This window comes from Psychromonas sp. psych-6C06 (assembly GCF_002835465.1).
GTDB lineage: Bacteria > Pseudomonadota > Gammaproteobacteria > Enterobacterales > Psychromonadaceae > Psychromonas.
In genome coordinates this window covers 1-16,431 of the sequence record NZ_PIZM01000009.1, presented here as the reverse complement: position 1 = coordinate 16,431, position 16,431 = coordinate 1, and the positions used below count along the sequence as shown (strand labels likewise).

General features: G+C 38.4%; 17 protein-coding genes. 1 reads left to right on the top strand and 16 read right to left on the bottom strand.

Translation table 11 applies throughout. The features are described 5' to 3' along the window. The first annotated feature begins 284 nt into the window (after positions 1-284). Positions 285-989, top strand: a complete 705-nt coding sequence (locus tag CW745_RS12700) for a DUF2161 domain-containing phosphodiesterase (RefSeq protein WP_101109067.1) — start codon at positions 285-287, stop codon at positions 987-989. Here the strand turns inward: CW745_RS12700 and CW745_RS12695 are convergent. The 16 genes from CW745_RS12695 to mioC form a co-directional block, all read right to left on the bottom strand. Then, entirely contained in the window at positions 986-2,836 is a 1,851-nt protein-coding gene (locus CW745_RS12695; protein ID WP_101109066.1) for a DUF4105 domain-containing protein, read from the bottom strand. The genes CW745_RS12700 and CW745_RS12695 overlap by 4 nt on opposite strands. Before the next feature lie 57 nt (positions 2,837-2,893). Further along, positions 2,894-3,376, bottom strand: coding sequence for a DUF3015 domain-containing protein (locus tag CW745_RS12690; RefSeq protein ID WP_101109065.1), 483 nt, complete (start codon positions 3,374-3,376; stop codon positions 2,894-2,896). Between the two features lie 463 nt (positions 3,377-3,839). Further along, complete coding sequence (locus tag CW745_RS12685) at positions 3,840-4,259, bottom strand: F0F1 ATP synthase subunit epsilon (protein WP_101109064.1); 420 nt, start codon at positions 4,257-4,259, stop codon at positions 3,840-3,842. Between the two features lie 15 nt (positions 4,260-4,274). After that, the gene (atpD, locus tag CW745_RS12680) at positions 4,275-5,672 is read right to left on the bottom strand and encodes a F0F1 ATP synthase subunit beta (RefSeq protein ID WP_101109063.1); all 1,398 of its coding nucleotides are present in this window, start codon (positions 5,670-5,672) and stop codon (positions 4,275-4,277) included. A 28-nt stretch (positions 5,673-5,700) separates the two neighbouring features. Continuing rightward, entirely contained in the window at positions 5,701-6,567 is an 867-nt protein-coding gene (gene atpG, locus CW745_RS12675; RefSeq protein ID WP_101109062.1) for a F0F1 ATP synthase subunit gamma, read from the bottom strand. 48 nt (positions 6,568-6,615) lie between these two features. After that, positions 6,616-8,157 carry a F0F1 ATP synthase subunit alpha gene (atpA, locus tag CW745_RS12670; protein WP_101109061.1) on the bottom strand — a complete coding sequence of 514 codons (1,542 nt, stop codon included), beginning with the start codon at positions 8,155-8,157 and terminating at the stop codon, positions 6,616-6,618. Positions 8,158-8,169: 12 nt separating this feature from the next. Next, positions 8,170-8,703 (bottom strand): F0F1 ATP synthase subunit delta, encoded by a 534-nt coding sequence (gene atpH, locus CW745_RS12665; RefSeq protein ID WP_101109060.1) that lies wholly within the window; start codon positions 8,701-8,703, stop codon positions 8,170-8,172. 11 nt (positions 8,704-8,714) lie between these two features. Beyond that, complete coding sequence (gene atpF / locus CW745_RS12660) at positions 8,715-9,185, bottom strand: F0F1 ATP synthase subunit B (RefSeq protein WP_101109059.1); 471 nt, start codon at positions 9,183-9,185, stop codon at positions 8,715-8,717. Between the two features lie 38 nt (positions 9,186-9,223). Then, positions 9,224-9,481, bottom strand: a complete 258-nt coding sequence (gene atpE, locus CW745_RS12655; protein ID WP_101109058.1) for a F0F1 ATP synthase subunit C — start codon at positions 9,479-9,481, stop codon at positions 9,224-9,226. 59 nt (positions 9,482-9,540) lie between these two features. Beyond that, positions 9,541-10,362 carry a F0F1 ATP synthase subunit A gene (gene atpB / locus CW745_RS12650; protein WP_101109057.1) on the bottom strand — a complete coding sequence of 274 codons (822 nt, stop codon included), beginning with the start codon at positions 10,360-10,362 and terminating at the stop codon, positions 9,541-9,543. After that, a complete protein-coding gene (locus CW745_RS12645; protein WP_101109056.1) occupies positions 10,352-10,756 on the bottom strand; it encodes an ATP synthase subunit I in 405 nt (134 codons plus the stop codon). Before CW745_RS12645 ends, atpB begins: the two co-directional genes overlap by 11 nt. A 220-nt stretch (positions 10,757-10,976) precedes the next feature. Then, positions 10,977-11,897, bottom strand: a complete 921-nt coding sequence (locus CW745_RS12640) for a ParB/RepB/Spo0J family partition protein (protein WP_101109055.1) — start codon at positions 11,895-11,897, stop codon at positions 10,977-10,979. A 4-nt stretch (positions 11,898-11,901) separates the two neighbouring features. Beyond that, positions 11,902-12,705, bottom strand: a complete 804-nt coding sequence (locus CW745_RS12635; protein WP_101109054.1) for a ParA family protein — start codon at positions 12,703-12,705, stop codon at positions 11,902-11,904. Positions 12,706-12,727: 22 nt separating this feature from the next. Then, positions 12,728-13,354: a 16S rRNA (guanine(527)-N(7))-methyltransferase RsmG gene (gene rsmG / locus CW745_RS12630; RefSeq protein ID WP_101109053.1), complete on the bottom strand. Its 627-nt coding sequence runs from the start codon at positions 13,352-13,354 to the stop codon at positions 12,728-12,730. 1 nt (position 13,355) lies between these two features. After that, positions 13,356-15,245 carry a tRNA uridine-5-carboxymethylaminomethyl(34) synthesis enzyme MnmG gene (mnmG, locus tag CW745_RS12625; RefSeq protein WP_101109052.1) on the bottom strand — a complete coding sequence of 630 codons (1,890 nt, stop codon included), beginning with the start codon at positions 15,243-15,245 and terminating at the stop codon, positions 13,356-13,358. A 365-nt stretch (positions 15,246-15,610) separates the two neighbouring features. Continuing rightward, positions 15,611-16,072, bottom strand: coding sequence for an FMN-binding protein MioC (mioC, locus tag CW745_RS12620; RefSeq protein WP_101109051.1), 462 nt, complete (start codon positions 16,070-16,072; stop codon positions 15,611-15,613). Between the last annotated feature and the right edge of the window lie 359 nt (positions 16,073-16,431).

The window sequence follows — 16,431 nt, the reverse complement described above, 5'->3', positions numbered from 1 at the left end:
CTGGTGGTTGATATCTCTTTAACAGTAGCCAGATTTTCATAAGCGGTATCATTAATATCTTTAGCGACACTTGATTGCTCTTCTACCACAGAAGCTATCAGAAAATGGCAGCGACAATCGTCTCACTTATATTTGATTTTTTCATATTTAGGCATAAAGGTATTATTACTAGCGTAAGATTACTGGAGAGAAGTTTTTAATATACCGAGCAACTTTTTTGCAATGCTAAAGGCAGTTATTATAGTAGGTTCTTAGGCTACAACTAATAATTAAAGGTATCTGCAATGAGTAGTAAAAAACAACAAGAAAGCGACCTTTATCCCGCTATAAAAAGTTACCTAGAAAATATCGGTTATGAGGTAAAAGGTGAAATTGTTAACTGTGATGTTGTAGCTAAAAAAGGAGATGAGGTAGTTATTATCGAGCTTAAATTAACCCTCAATCTAACGCTTTTATTACAAGCAATGGACCGTTTTTCCTTAACCGATATCGTTTATATTGCCATTCCTAAGCAGTGTACAATATACAAAAAACAACATAAGCAGATTAAAAAACTCGTTAAACGTTTAGGTATTGGTTTAATGGTTATCGATATGCAACCAACAAGACACTATGTTGAAGTTATTTTTGATCCACAGGATTACACGCCACGACAAAATAAACGCAAGCAAGGTACGTTATTAAAGGAGTTTACTTTACGCCAGGGCGATACTCAAAAGGGTGGTTCAACACGCCAAAAATCTGGCTTAACGGCATATCGACAACGTTGCATTCGTGTTGCTGAATATCTCATTGATAACCCCTCAGCTAAAGGATCGGATATTAAAAATGCCATTAATGAACCACAAGCGACGCAATTTTTAGCGAAAGATTATTATGGATGGTTTGATAAGGTTGAGCGAGGTATTTACCAGCTGACGGAGAAAGGTAAAAATGAGTTACCCGAATGGCAACTCATGATGCAAAGCTATCAAGGCCCAATAAATTAAAAGTAATGGTAAAGATTGATTTTAAATTGGCTATCGTTCTCTCGCCACTGTTGATATTTTAGGTGACTACGTAATGCCCAGTTGCGCTCAAAGGACCAATTCCAGCCGAGATCAATCTGTGAGTGGTAATCGATATCTGAATCGATTAAATACATAACATTACCTGTTAACGCAATTTTATTAACAGAATTAACCTGCCAAATCGCACCAAACTCAGCACCTAAACCAACTTCGAGTGTGTCGTTGGTAATATCACCAGCATTTAATGCAAAAGAGCCCAATAAATAGGTTTGTAAATGGTTAGGGTCGCCCAGCGATTTGCCATAACCACCTTGTGTAAACCAATGACCACTTTGTTTTGTTGTATCCGCTTGTCGATCATAACCAATACGTAGATTCCAAGCCCAACTGTCAAATATCCGATTATCAACGGCTAACGACATTGCATCAATTAAGTATAACTTTTCTACACGGCTATTTGCATGTTTATCAACACTCGCCTCGATATCTAAAAAGCTAATCTGTGCACCCGGAATAAATCCAGCAGATTGATCCAATAAATCATGATAAGCCATCCTATAGGCAACACTTACGCGATCTTGGTAATGATTAGATCCAGTATAAGCAATACCAAAACGCGATGATGCATGCCCCTTTTCAGGTGAAACCTCTGGCTGTAAAGGTTGTGATAACGGTGAAGGCAACTTGATTTTACTTCTTTTTATCAATAACTTCGTTAACTGTGGTGCTATCTCTTCACGATTTAGGGCTTGATCATAAAATTCAAAATTAAGCCATTCGTAGGCCATTTCTAGAATAGCGGCTTGTTGCTCAGGCGTATAATCAGTACTATCGAGTTCAGCACCTTGCATCACTTCCCGCGCCACTATTAAGTCATGATCCGTTAATTGTTCTGAGTAGTGGTATAGCTTAGTTCCAAAAGCAGCACGGTAATTCGGCTCTTGCAATAATTGACTATCTCTTAAGGCTGCGACGGTATCTGAGGGAATAGCCTGCATCGAAAATTGAGAGGTTAGATCGAGATCTTCTTTTGCAAGTTGTAATAATGCTAATAGTTGATATGAACAGTTTTCATCAATGAAGTAATAATCAAAATCCGCAGATTGTAACTCCCATAAATGTAAAAGTACTTTATCGACCTCTTCTGGTGTCAAATTTAATCGATACTCCCAGATATCACGAGACTCTAAATCGTTGTATTCACGTACCTTTCGGTAGTAGGGCATTAAAGTAAATAGCCCAGGGTAAGAACCCACTAATCCTTTAAATGCATAGGTAGCAGCATTGTCTTGCATATCGGGCTGTGCAGCAAAGTTCACAGCAAATGCAACCAACTCTTTATTACGAGTTTGATCTTTGGCATCGATTCTCAGCAAAGTATGGCCAAACATCGAAGAGGGGTTATTCATAAATGCAGTAGGAAAAACTAACGTCATTCCTGCTGGGTCAATCGTTGTTTGCCATTGTTGCATTTCAGGGCAATCTAACTCTCCCCAATTATTTTCTATTTTAGTTTTTAACCAATTAAAACGGGCAGGAAATCGACAAATGATTTGCTGAGTCTCTTTTGCTGTTAAACCTTTACCATTAAAAGCATCAACTGTGGCGTTAAGTTCAGCTAAGGGATCTTTTTTACCATTTTTCGCAATGAAAAAGGCATTATCATCAACTTCACTTTTCCAATCACTTAATACGGCACTTCGATAGTGACCGAGTTGCAACCAATAACTGTGTTGTGCAAGAGAGGTAATAGTGTTTGATGAGGCCAATACTGGGGTAGATAATAGAGTCAGTAAACACGCTAATATTTTACTATTTTTAGTCATAATACTTAAACAAAAAGCCCCTTACGGGGCTTTTATTATAAAGATATAGAGAAGTGCTTAAGAAAGCGTGTAAGTAGCAAGTTGCGCGTCAGCAGCAAGTAAGCTATTTAAGTTCTCTAAAACCGCTTGTGAAGTAACGTTTTCAGAAGTGAATACGCTTGAGAAGTTAGCTTGAGCAAATTCGTTGAATGCAGCTTTATCTTGTGCAGATACACCCCAAACTTCAGCAAGAGTTGCTAATGTTTCACCTTCACCTTTAGACATATCACGTGCTAGATTGTCCATGTTACCGTCAATGAATAACGCTAATTTTTCCGAAGAAGTAATAGTACCAGTTCCATCACAACCTAAAGTACCGAAAGTAATACCAAAAGTTTGGTTACCAGATGTACCGTTAGTTGTAGCACCTAATACTTTAAATACTTTACCTTCTTTACCAGCAAAAATCATAGAGCCTAGACCACAACCGATGTCTTGGTCAGCCATTGCTTGAGTGAATGGTAATAGAGAGATAGCAGCAATTGCGATTAACTTTTTCATATATATAAATCCTGTAATTATATGTTTGTTGTAAAGATAACTTTTAATTTTAGAAGTTATCTATAGTTTAAGGTTAAAAAATCACCTTTATGTCTATGAAATGACAAGGGCGCAAGATAACACAGATGATGATAGCTAGACAAACAAAGTTATAAAATAATAATGTAAATATAAAAAAACACCCTATTAATATCCATTTAATATATTAAATTTAACGTTATACCAATTCCGCTAATATAGTGAGCAAATATTACGCAGGAAAAAGGAGTTAGTTCAAGGCGAAAATTGATGCAAATGGTTGTCCCCTTTTACGTTAACGCTGAAATAGCTTCTTTTAACCAGTAAGATTGATCAGTTATTTAATGGATTTGGTATTATAAAAGATGATTTTCATAAACCTTAAAAACAATTAGATACAAAAAAGGCGACCTATTGGTCGCCTTTTTAACGAAAGTTAAAATATCTACCTACGTGTTAACTTAATCGCACGTAACTGTGCAACTGCTTGCGCAAGTTGTGCAGTTACCCTAGCAAAATCAATATCCTTACCAGGATTTGATAATTGCTCTTTAGCAGCACGTTTTGCTTCTTCTGCTTTCGCTTTGTCAAGATCTTGACCACGAATAGCAGTATCCGCTAATACCGTAACACCACCGGGCTGTACTTCAAGGAAACCACCTGAGATATAAATGACCTCTTCGCCACCACCTTGCTTAACCAATTGAACCATTCCTGGTTTAATTGCAGTAAGTAGTGGTGTGTGACCAGGCATAATACCTAGCTCACCTTCTTGACCAGATACTGAAAGATGAGAAACACGCCCTGAAAACAGAGATGCTTCCGCACTAACAACATCTAAATGTGTGGTCATTGCTTTAGTCATAGTAACCTCCAGCTATTATAAGCTTTTCGCTTTTTCAACAGCTTCTTCAATTGCACCTACGTATAGGAACGCTTGCTCAGGGATATCATCGTAATCACCGGCGATTAAACCTTTAAAGCCAGCTAATGTGTCTTTAAGTGGTACGTATATACCTGGGTCACCTGTAAATACTTCTGCTACGTGGTAAGGCTGAGTTAAGAACTTCTCAACTTTACGTGCACGTGCAACGATTAGCTTATCTTCTTCAGAAAGCTCATCCATACCTAGAATTGCAATGATATCTTTAAGCTCTTTATAACGCTGTAAAATACCTTGTACACCACGTGCTACATCGTAATGCTCTTGACCAACAACTAATGGATCAAGTTGACGAGAAGATGAATCTAACGGGTCAATCGCAGGGTATAGACCCATAGATGCGATATTACGGTTAAGTACAACTGTTGCGTCTAAGTGAGCAAATGTTGTTGCTGGTGAAGGATCGGTAATATCATCCGCAGGTACGTATACCGCTTGGATAGATGTGATAGAACCCGTCTTAGTAGATGTGATACGTTCTTGAAGAACACCCATCTCTTCAGCAAGTGTTGGTTGGTAACCAACGGCAGAAGGCATACGACCTAATAGTGCTGATACTTCTGTTCCCGCTAACGTATAACGGTAGATGTTATCAACAAATAGTAGTACGTCTTTACCTTCGTCACGGAAGCGCTCAGCCATAGTTAGACCAGTCAGGGCAACACGTAAACGGTTTCCTGGTGGCTCGTTCATCTGACCGTAAACCATTGCTACTTTTGATTTTTCAGGCTCTTCAACGTTTACAACGCCTGCTTCCTGCATCTCAAAGTAGAAATCATTACCTTCACGAGTACGCTCACCAACACCAGCAAAAACAGACAGGCCTGAATGTTTAAGTGCGATGTTATTGATAAGCTCCATCATGTTTACTGTTTTACCAACACCTGCACCACCGAATAGGCCGATTTTACCGCCTTTTGCGAATGGACAGATTAAGTCGATAACTTTGATACCAACTTCAAGTGTTTCATTTGATGCCGATTGCTCTTCGTAAGAAGGCGCTGCACGGTGAATCTCGTAGTGCTCAGTTGATTCAACTGGGCCACACTCATCGATAGGCTCACCCAATACATTCATAATACGGCCTAGTGTAGCCGTACCAACAGGTACTGTGATTGCTTTCTTTGTATCAGTAACTTCTAAACCACGACTTAAACCTTCGGTAGCACCCATGGTGATACAACGAACAACGCCGCCACCAATTTGTTGCTGTACTTCCATAGTAAGGTTTTTTTCAGTCACGTTCAAAGCACTGTATATATTCGGTACACTTTCTTGTGGAAATTCTACATCCACAACAGCGCCGATAATCTGTACGATTTTACCTGAACTCATCTCTGATCCTCTAAAATCTAATTTCTATTTATACCGCAGCAGCACCACCACAAATCTCAGATAACTCCTGAGTAATTGCAGCTTGTCGTGCTTTATTGGCAACAAGTTGTAAATCATCAATCAAGTCACTTGCGTTATCGGTTGCAGCTTTCATTGCAATCATACGTGAAACTTGTTCACACGCTAAGTTTTCAACTACCGCTTGATATACTTGAGACTCTACATAACGCACAAATAGCGTATCCAATAATTTCTTCGGATCACCTTCGTAGATGTAGTCCCATAGATGTGAAGATACTGCTTCATCATCTTCTGCTTTTGGCAGTGGTAATAGTTGATTGATAGTAGGTTCTTGTACCATGGTACTTACGAATTTATTGTTCACTACATATAAACGATCGAGCTGTTCAGTGTCGTAAGCATCTAACATTGTTTTCACCGAGCCGATTAAATCATCAACCTTTGGTGAATCACCTAAGCCTGTAGCTTGTGCAATAATATTAGCGCCTAAATTACCGAAGAAACTAGTTGCTTTAGAACCGATAACGGTTAAATCAACTTCCACACCCGCTTTTGAGTGTGCTTCCATCTCTTTAATAACTTCTTTAAACAAATTAATGTTTAAACCACCACATAATCCACGATCACTTGAAATGACAATATAACCAACACGCTTTACTTCTCGCTCGAGAACATAAGGGTGCTTGTATTCAAGTTTACCAAGTGCGATATGACCAATCACTTTGCGCATAGTTTCTGCATAAGAAAGGGTGCTTTCCATGCGGTTTTGCGCACGACGCATCTTTGATGCAGCAACCATTTCCATGGCGCCAGTGATCTTTTGAGTGTTTTTTACACTCGCGATCTTATTTCTAATTTCTTTATCGCCGGCCATCTCTAACTCCTAATTAATGCTTAATTAACGACTAATGCCGTTAATTAATTACCAGGTTTGCGTTGCAACGAAAGATTCTAAAAGCGACTTGAATTGCCCTTCAATCTCTTTGTTGTAATCACCAGATTCATTAATTTGAGCATAGAATTCAGCATGCTCATTTTTAGCGTAAGAGATTAAAGATGATTCAAAGTCTAATACTTTTTCAACATCGACATCGTTTAAGAAGCCTTTCTCTGCAGCAAATAGTGATAACGCTTGTTCAACAACTGACATTGGAGCATATTGCTTCTGCTTCATTAACTCAGTTACTTTTTTACCATGGTCAAGCTGAGCACGTGTTGCATCATCTAAGTCAGATGCGAACTGTGCAAACGCCGCTAATTCACGGTATTGCGCTAGTGCAGTACGGATACCACCAGAAAGCTTTTTAATCACTTTACACTGAGCAGCACCACCAACACGAGATACAGAGATACCTGGATCTACGGCTGGACGTACGCCATTATTGAATAGTTCAGTCGTTAAGAAGATCTGACCATCAGTAATAGAGATTACGTTTGTTGGTACGAATGCAGATACGTCACCAGCTTGTGTTTCAATGATTGGTAATGCTGTTAATGAACCCGTTTTACCTTTCACTTCACCTTTAGTAAAGGTCTCAACGTAGTGCTCGCTTACACGAGAAGCACGCTCAAGAAGACGTGAGTGAAGGTAGAAAACGTCACCAGGGTATGCTTCACGACCTGGTGGACGTTTAAGCAGTAGTGAAATTTGACGGTAAGCAACAGCTTGCTTAGAAAGATCATCATATACAATCAGTGCATCTTCACCGCGGTCACGGAAGTATTCACCCATTGAACAACCTGCATATGGTGCTAGGTATTGTAGTGCAGCAGCTTCTGAAGCAGATGCAACAACAACGATAGTATTTTCTAATGCGCCATGCTCTTCAAGTTTACGCACTACGTTTGCAATTGTTGATGCCTTTTGGCCAATCGCTACGTAGATTGAGTATAAACCTGTTGATTTTTGGTTAATGATTGCATCGATTGCAATAGCAGTTTTACCTACTTGACGGTCACCGATGATAAGCTCACGTTGACCACGACCGATTGGAATCATTGAATCGATTGATTTCCAACCAGTTTGTACTGGTTGATCAACTGATTTACGATCGATTACACCTGGTGCGATCACTTCGATAGGAGAGAAACCATCGTTTTCGATTGGTCCTTTACCATCAATAGGCTCACCCATTGTATTTACAACACGACCAAGAAGACCTTTACCTACTGGTACTTCAAGAATACGACCAGTTGATTTTACCTTTTCACCTTCTTTAAGGTCACGGTAAGGTCCCATTACTACTGCACCTACTGAGTCACGCTCAAGGTTAAGTGCCATAGCAAAGCTGCCATTCGGTAATTCGATCATCTCACCTTGCATACATTCAGCAAGGCCGTTGATGCGAATAATACCATCGCTTACAGAAACGATTGTACCTTCATTTCGCGCTTCGCTTACCGCTTCGAATTTTCCAATTCGTTGCTTGATAAGATCGCTAATTTCAGTGGAATTCAGTTGCATGCTAATTTCCCATTAAGATTGTAAAGTATTTGAAAGGCGGTTTAGTTGACCAATAGCAGAGCTATCAATCACTAAGTCACCCGCAGTAATTACCATTCCGGCAACTAGCGACTTATCAATACTACAATTTAGGTTTACTTTTCGTGCGAGGCGTTTTTCAAGCGATTCACTTATCTCTGTTTTCTGTTTGCTAGATAACGCATATGCGGATACGACATCAACGTCGACCTGCATATTTTGTGCTGTTTCTAACTCAGAAAACAATAAAGCGACGCGAGGTAAAACACTCAAACGTCCATTTTCAGCCATTACTTTAATGAAGTTTTGACCGTGCTCATCGAGCTGATCATCACATACACTAAGAAATAGGTTCACTAACTCTGTTGCTGTTTTATCACGTGTTAATAGCTCAGCCATCACCGGGTTGTTAACCACTTCAGCAGAGAACTGCAACATGGTTGACCAGCTATCGATACACTTATTATCAACAGCAAATTCAAAAGCAGCTCTTGCATAGGGACGAGCTACGGTAGTCAATTCAGACATAAGCTCAATCCTTATAGTTCAGTGACCAATTTATCAATAATGTCGCTATTTGCGTCTTTATCAATAGAACGCTTAATAATTTTTTCTGCACCAGCGATTGCTAGAGTTGCCACTTGATGACGTAACTCTTCACGTGCGCGATTGCGTTCAGCTTCAACTTCAGCATTACCTTGCGTAATAATCTTATTACGTTCAGTTTCACCTTCTGTTTTTGCTTCATCGACAATTTGTGCACCACGTTTATTTGCTTGTTCAATAATTTCAGCAGCTTGCGCTTTCGCTTCTTTTAATTGTTCAGCAACTTTAGCTTGTGCTAATTCAAGATTTTTTCCTGCACGTTCCGCTTGTGTTAGACCGTCTTGAATTTTCTTCTGACGCTCTTCGATCGCCGCGATAAGTGGCGGCCACACAAACTTCATGCAGAACCAAACAAAAAACGCAAAGGAGATTGCTTGGCCTAATAGGGTTGCGTTGATATTCATAACGGCTCCTTAATAATCTAGTTAATTAAGATCCGATATTACGCTGGTAGTTGAGCTAGGAACGGGTTTGCAAATACAAAGAATAATGCAACACCAACCGCAATCATAGAGATCGCATCAAGTAGACCAGCTACGATGAACATTTTAGTTTGTAGCGCAGGACCTAATTCTGGTTGACGAGCTGTCGCTTCTAGGAATTTACCACCTAAGATAGCGAAACCTACAGCTGTACCAAATGCAGCAAGACCAATCATAAGTGCAACAGCGATAGCCGTAGAGCTGATAATAATATCCATTTTTTTCTCCGAAAAGTATTTAAATTATTGAAATTGATTAATAAAATTTTTTTTTAAAACTAATGATCTTCATGTGCCATACTGAGGTAGACAATAGTCAACATCATAAATATAAAGGCCTGTAGCACGATAACCAGGATATGGAAGATAGCCCACGGCACAGAAAGTGCAGCTTGCGTCCACCAAGGCATCAATGCAATCAGAATAAAGATCAGCTCACCTGCGTACAGGTTACCAAACAAACGAAGCGATAATGAAATCGGTTTCGCTATTAGTGCAATTGTTTCCAATAAGAAGTTTACTGGAATAAATGCCCAATGATTAAAAGGTTGCATAGTTAGTTCTTTCGTAAAACCACCTATTCCCTTAACCTTGATAGAGTAAAAAACAATCAATGCAAATACACTTAGCGATAAGCCAAACGTAATATTCATATCTGTTGTTGGTACTATCTTAAGGTAAGGAACCCCTAATAATTGCTTGGCGGCTTCAGGTACAAAGTCAACAGGAATTAGATCCATCAAGTTCATTAGGAAGATCCAAACGAAAATGGTTAGAGCTAATGGTGCTATAACAGGGCTTCGACCATGAAAAGAGTCTTTAACCGAGTCATTGACAAATTCAACCATCATTTCAACGAAACATTGAAGTTTGCCAGGCACACCCGTTGTTGCTTTACGTCCAATCTTGTAAAAAGCTAATAAGAAAAGAACACCTAAGCCAACTGAAAACAGGAGTGAGTCAATATGCCAAGTCCAAAAACCAGCATCCGAACACGCATAATTAAATGCAAATTCACCATCTACCGTACACATTTTTGCGTTAGTAAGGTGATGTTGGATATATGCTGAAGAAGTTAATACTTCATCTTTAGCTGTCATTTTTCATCCCGTTATTATTGTAAAAAAAGAGAGGAGCTAGCCACTGAGATGCTACCAATAATGCAAATGATACATAAAACGGTGCTAATAATACCGTTCCATATTTCAAAAATACTATGAGTAAAACCACAGTTAAAAAAAGCTTGATAGCCTCTCCCGCGTAAAACCCCCTAAGCACTAACTTTGTTTGTCTGGCACCTGCATGGGCAAATGTCATTATTACAAAAATAGCATTAGGAAGCACAAAAGTGATTCCTCCGGCTAATGCTGAATATCCAGCTTTAACAGAAAAAAACACTGTTGAAATCAGCGCTATCACTAGCACAAATAACAATTGAAAAGCCATCAATTTCAGCCCCGACTTCTGACTTTTTTTTGCTAGTTTATCAACCACTATGATTCCCTTTTATTATTTAATTTGTGACAAAAAAGTTTCTTTTATTAACAACTTTAATGACCCAGATTAAAACATGCGCAAATTATACCGACAAAGTGACCCAATGCAATATTTCAGCGCACTTCTTCGATACGTTTTACGGCTTATGTCTTAGTTTTAAAAATTTAAATTTTTGTTAAATTTGTAACACGAATTAATGCGTGATTTAGTTTTGATATCAGTTATTACTGTCATTTTTATCAACAACAGCCATTAAAGCATTTAAATCAGAGAGAGAGTCATAACTTATAACCAGTTTACCTCCTCCCTTTTTGTCTGCTTTAGCGCTAACTTGCAAACCAAACTTATCTTGAAAGGTATTCACAACATTTATAAAATCATCACAAAGAGGTAGCTCTACATTGACTTTTTTTACCTCGTTAGATTTTTTTACCAGTTTTTCAGTTTCCCTTACTGATAACCGTTTTTTTGCAACAATTGCAGCAAATTCAGCCTGTTTTTCATCTTCACAACTCAATAAAGCACGTGCATGGCCCATTTCAATGTCACCTTTTTCAAGTAACACCTTTACATCTGTATTTAAATTGTTCAAACGTAATAAATTACTAACCGTGGTTCGCGATTTACCAACCGCACTTGCAACTTCATTATGAGTCAGCTCAAACTCTTCAAGTAAACGCTTGTAAGCGATCGCTTCTTCCATCGCATTAAGGTTTTCACGCTGAATATTTTCAATCAATGCAATCGCAATCGCAGCATTATCTTCAACATTTTTAATTAAACAGGGAACCATTTCTAAGCCAACACTTTTAGCGGCACGCCAGCGTCGTTCACCGGCAATAATTTCATATTTTTGATGACCGGTTTCTCTAACTACGAGCGGTTGGATAATTCCTTGTACTTGAATAGAGTGTGCCAACTCTTCAAGTGCTTGCTCTGACATATCTCGTCGAGGTTGATATTTACCAGGCTCAAGCAACCCTACATCAATGTCTTGTAACGCACCTTTTACTTCATCGATAAGTTGTTGTGTTTTTTCTGCATTGAAATCGTGAGAGACTTGTTTATTACGATTTACCGTACTGCTACTTAATAATGAGTCTAAGCCTTTACCTAAGCCTCTTTTTTTTCCTAACATGATTTTATCCTACGGAAGCACTTTCAATACTGGCTTCTTTAAACTGCTCTTCTCGGCGCAACATCTCCCCTGCAAGAGCAAGGTAAGCTTTAGCGCCGTTTGATGATTTATCGTAATACATAACTGGGGTGCCAAAACTAGGTGCCTCAGCAAGACGAATATTGCGGGGAATGATAGTGCGATAGACTTTTTCACCAAAATGTTTTTTTAATTGATCAGAAACATCCGAAGAAAGACGATTACGTGGGTCATACATTGTACGCAGAATCCCCTCAATCTTAAGATCTTCATTAACCACAGAAGCAAGCTTACTGATCGTATCAATCAATGCTGTTAGCCCTTCTAAAGCATAATATTCGCATTGCATAGGTACTAAAACTGAATCAGCAGCACTCATTGCATTAATAGTCAGCATATTCAAAGAAGGGGGGCAGTCTATGAAAATGTAATCATAGTGATCTTTATAGTTTTTTAACGCATTACGCAGGCGCATTTCACGTGAAAATAGTTCCATCAACTTAACTTCAGCAGCCGTTACATCACTGTTAGCAGCCACTAGATCGTAACCACCCGAAGTACTCTTTTCGATAACTTTATCTAGGGGAAGATCATCAATAAGGAGATCATAAGCACTATGCGCAACTTCGTACTTATCAATACCGCTGCCCATGGTTGCATTACCCTGTGGATCTAAATCAATCACTAACACTTTACGCTTTGTAGCGGCCATGGAGGCAGCTAGATTTACGCAGGTTGTTGTTTTACCTACGCCACCTTTTTGATTTGCAACTGCAATTACTTTACCCACGAATACCTACTTAAATAGTTAATTATGCAACAAGCTCTACCTTTACTAAGCAACGCTCGCCTTCAAGGTTAGGCACTTGTAATGCGATAGACTCAATAAACTTGAACTGTTTATCGAGTATATTTATCTCTTGCTCAGGAAATTGGCCTTTTAACGCAAGGAAGTGTCCAGTTTTATTAGGTAAGTGTTTACACCAATAAAGCATATCTTCCAAGGATGCGAAGGCACGACTTAGGACTACATCAAATTTTTCTTCAGGTTGATACTCTTCAACACGACTTTGTACGAATTCGACATTTTTAAGACCAAGCTCTAATACAGCTTGACGAATAAAGCGAAGCCTTTTACCTAAACTATCTAATAAAACAAATTGTTTATCTGGATTCAAAATAGCTAATGGTAAACCAGGTAGCCCTGGACCTGTACCTACATCAATAAGACGTTTACCTTGCAGGAAAGGAGATACAACGATGCTATCCATGATGTGTTTAATGAGCATTTGCTGTGGATCTCTAACTGAAGTGAGATTATATGCTTTATTCCATTTAGCGAGTAGTTCAACTAATTGAATTAACTTATTTTGTTGTTCTATTGGAAGCGATAATTCAGTCTCATTTAACATCGCTTGAAGTTGTGCTAATAAACTCATTTTAAACTGCCTTTCGCTTTAAACCATTTTTCTTTAAATATATTAATAATATAGAGATCGCAGCAGGAGTGATCCCTGAAATACGTGAGGCTTGACCGATACTTTGTGGCTTAATATCATTCAATTTAACCACTACTTCATTTGAGAGCCCTTTAATTTCAGAGTAATCAAGCTCTACAGGTAGTACTGTATCTTCATAACGCTTTAATTTAGCAATTTCATCTAGTTGTCTATCAATATAGCCTTGATACTTAATCTTAATTTCAACTTGCTCTGCCGCTTGTTTATTTTCAACCGCAGGGCCTAAGCCTTCTACATTCATAAGATCAATATAATTAACTTCAGGGCGACGAATCATCGCTTCTAATGTACTTTCACGTTGCATTGGTTGTTTCAATAATGCATTAATCTCTGTCGCATTAACTGAATTAGGATTTACCCATTGTTCCTTTAAGCGTTGACACTCTTTCTCAATGATCTCCTGTTTTTCAGAAAAAGCTTGCCAACGAATGTCATCAACCAGGCCTAATTCACGTCCTTTTTCAGTTAAACGTGCATCAGCATTATCTTCACGTAATAACAAACGATATTCAGCACGGCTGGTAAACATACGGTAGGGCTCTTTAGTACCTAACGTTGATAGATCATCAACAAGCACACCGATATATGCTTCATCGCGACGAGGACACCAACCTTCTTTGTCTTGTGCTTGAAGCGCTGCGTTCATACCAGCTAATAAGCCTTGTGCACCTGCCTCTTCATAACCTGTTGTGCCATTAATTTGCCCTGCAAAAAAGAGACCATCAATAAATTTACTTTCTAAACTAGATTTAAGATCGCGCGGATCAAAGTAATCATATTCGATGGCATATCCAGGTCGTGTAACAAATGCATTTTCAAACCCATTCATTGAACGAATGAAGTCTATTTGTACATCAAAAGGTAAACTAGTCGATATACCATTAGGGTAGACTTCATGCGTTGTTAACCCCTCAGGCTCAACAAAGATCTGATGTGAGTTTTTATCGGCAAAACGCATGATCTTGTCTTCTATCGAAGGGCAGTAACGAGGGCCAATGCCATCAATAACTCCTGCATACATAGGACTTCTATCTAAGTTGTTACGAATAATGTCATGCGTTTTTTCATTTGTATGAGTTATATAACAAGGAATTTGTCGTGGATGCTCACTGGCTTTTCCTAAAAATGAGAATGTAGGAATTGGTGTATCGCCATGTTGTACTTCAAGTTTTGAAAAATCGATAGAGCGAGCATCAATACGTGCAGGCGTTCCAGTTTTTAAACGACCCATACGGATAGGTAAATCTTTTAATCGATCAGCTAGACCTATCGAAGCAGGATCACCAGCACGCCCACCACTGTAATTTTTCATACCAATATGAATCAGACCATTTAAGAAAGTTCCAACAGTTAAAACGACTGTTCTAGCAGAAAACTTAACGCCCATTTTGGTAATTACACCTGTAACACGGTCATTCTCTACAATTAAATCTTCGACTTCTTGCTGAAAAATTTTCAAGTTTTCTTGGTTTTCTAATTTTTCTCGAATAGCCGCTTTATACAATAAGCGATCAGCCTGAGCACGTGTTGCGCGAACGGCAGGTCCCTTACTAGAGTTAAGTGTTCTAAATTGAATACCACCTTTATCAATCGCATTAGCCATAAGACCGCCTAATGCATCAATCTCTTTAACAAGATGTCCTTTCCCGATACCACCAATGGCAGGGTTACAAGACATTTGCCCTAGAGTTTCAATGTTATGTGTTAACAACAATGTATTCATGCCCATACGAGCAGAGGAAGCGGCTGCTTCTGTTCCTGCATGGCCACCGCCAATAACAATCACATCAAAATGTTCGTGGTAATTCATTACTCATCCAAAATTACAGTTAAAAATAAAAAACATATTTTACCTACTTCCACAGAAATAAGACACTACTAAGATCGAAACAATAGTATTAGTAGTATATATAGATCTTTAAAGATCTTTTATTACTATACTTATTAAGTAATTGAAAATCTGTGTAAAAAGGTTATTAGATCTTAAAGATCAGGATCTTAAGTTGGATCCTGATCTGTGTGCAGTTGTGGATCTAATTGCGTTTAACTAGGGGATACTTTAGCTAGTTATACACAGTCATAATTAACCACAGGTTTACACATAGTTTAAACATAATCCATTAAGTAGTTATAAATGCTTTATACACAAAAGGCTGTGGGTAACTTAATTTATATTTAATCAATTATTTCATTTAGATCTTCGATCAAGGTAGGGATCCAAGTTTCCATTTTATCTTCAGGCATAGCATGCTCAACAACATCTATCTCAAGACGCTCACCAATTCGTGTCGCGCCCATCTCTTCTAAAATATAATCAAAGTTTTTTGCCGCTTCACAAAAGGTATCGTAACTAGAATCGCCAATACCAACAATTGCATAACGAACACCATCTAATACCGAATTAACAGATTGTAACTGCTCAACAAAATCTTTAAAGTTTTCTGGGTAATCGCCAGCACCATGTGTAGACAGACAAACCAACCATATTTGCTCTTCTTGTAAAGACATATCATTAAGATCTGGTTGTAAATGTAGTGCAGTATCAAAAAAAGATTCTTCTAATAAAGCTTGAGCTGCTTCTGCAACATATTCTGTACCACCTAATGTACTTCCGACTAATATCTGAATTTGACTCATTGTATTCTCCAATAAAATTTTCTCTACTATATAGGTAAAAATAAAATAGGGAACAAAGTAGACATGATTGATGAAATTAAGCTCACATTGTTTAGTTATTATTCACTCAGTCATTAAATTGAAATAATTAGTAATTAACGCTTGCTAATGTGATCTCAATCCCTATAATGCGACCCCACAGACACGGACGGCAACGCAAGTTACCAACCAAGTCCGAAGCAACAAGCTCAATGAGTTTGAGTCATAAAAAACATTTTAAAGTAATTTAAAATAAACGATTGACAAGCTTCAAAGGTACGGAATTATACGGATGGGAAGATGACACGTCTGAAACCCATTCCCCAAATGACACCAGTTAC

What these genes read in the sequence shown, in the direction of transcription:
- CW745_RS12700 (WP_101109067.1), top strand. Translation starts at nt 285, where the DNA reads ATGAGTAGTAAAAAACAACAAGAAAGCGACCTTTATCCCGCTATAAAA.
- CW745_RS12695 (WP_101109066.1), bottom strand. Translation starts at nt 2,836, where the DNA reads ATGACTAAAAATAGTAAAATATTAGCGTGTTTACTGACTCTATTATCT.
- CW745_RS12690 (WP_101109065.1), bottom strand. Translation starts at nt 3,376, where the DNA reads ATGAAAAAGTTAATCGCAATTGCTGCTATCTCTCTATTACCATTCACT.
- CW745_RS12685 (WP_101109064.1), bottom strand. Translation starts at nt 4,259, where the DNA reads ATGACTAAAGCAATGACCACACATTTAGATGTTGTTAGTGCGGAAGCA.
- atpD (WP_101109063.1), bottom strand. Translation starts at nt 5,672, where the DNA reads ATGAGTTCAGGTAAAATCGTACAGATTATCGGCGCTGTTGTGGATGTA.
- atpG (WP_101109062.1), bottom strand. Translation starts at nt 6,567, where the DNA reads ATGGCCGGCGATAAAGAAATTAGAAATAAGATCGCGAGTGTAAAAAAC.
- atpA (WP_101109061.1), bottom strand. Translation starts at nt 8,157, where the DNA reads ATGCAACTGAATTCCACTGAAATTAGCGATCTTATCAAGCAACGAATT.
- atpH (WP_101109060.1), bottom strand. Translation starts at nt 8,703, where the DNA reads ATGTCTGAATTGACTACCGTAGCTCGTCCCTATGCAAGAGCTGCTTTT.
- atpF (WP_101109059.1), bottom strand. Translation starts at nt 9,185, where the DNA reads ATGAATATCAACGCAACCCTATTAGGCCAAGCAATCTCCTTTGCGTTT.
- atpE (WP_101109058.1), bottom strand. Translation starts at nt 9,481, where the DNA reads ATGGATATTATTATCAGCTCTACGGCTATCGCTGTTGCACTTATGATT.
- atpB (WP_101109057.1), bottom strand. Translation starts at nt 10,362, where the DNA reads ATGACAGCTAAAGATGAAGTATTAACTTCTTCAGCATATATCCAACAT.
- CW745_RS12640 (WP_101109055.1), bottom strand. Translation starts at nt 11,897, where the DNA reads ATGTTAGGAAAAAAAAGAGGCTTAGGTAAAGGCTTAGACTCATTATTA.
- rsmG (WP_101109053.1), bottom strand. Translation starts at nt 13,354, where the DNA reads ATGAGTTTATTAGCACAACTTCAAGCGATGTTAAATGAGACTGAATTA.
- mnmG (WP_101109052.1), bottom strand. Translation starts at nt 15,245, where the DNA reads ATGAATTACCACGAACATTTTGATGTGATTGTTATTGGCGGTGGCCAT.
- mioC (WP_101109051.1), bottom strand. Translation starts at nt 16,072, where the DNA reads ATGAGTCAAATTCAGATATTAGTCGGAAGTACATTAGGTGGTACAGAA.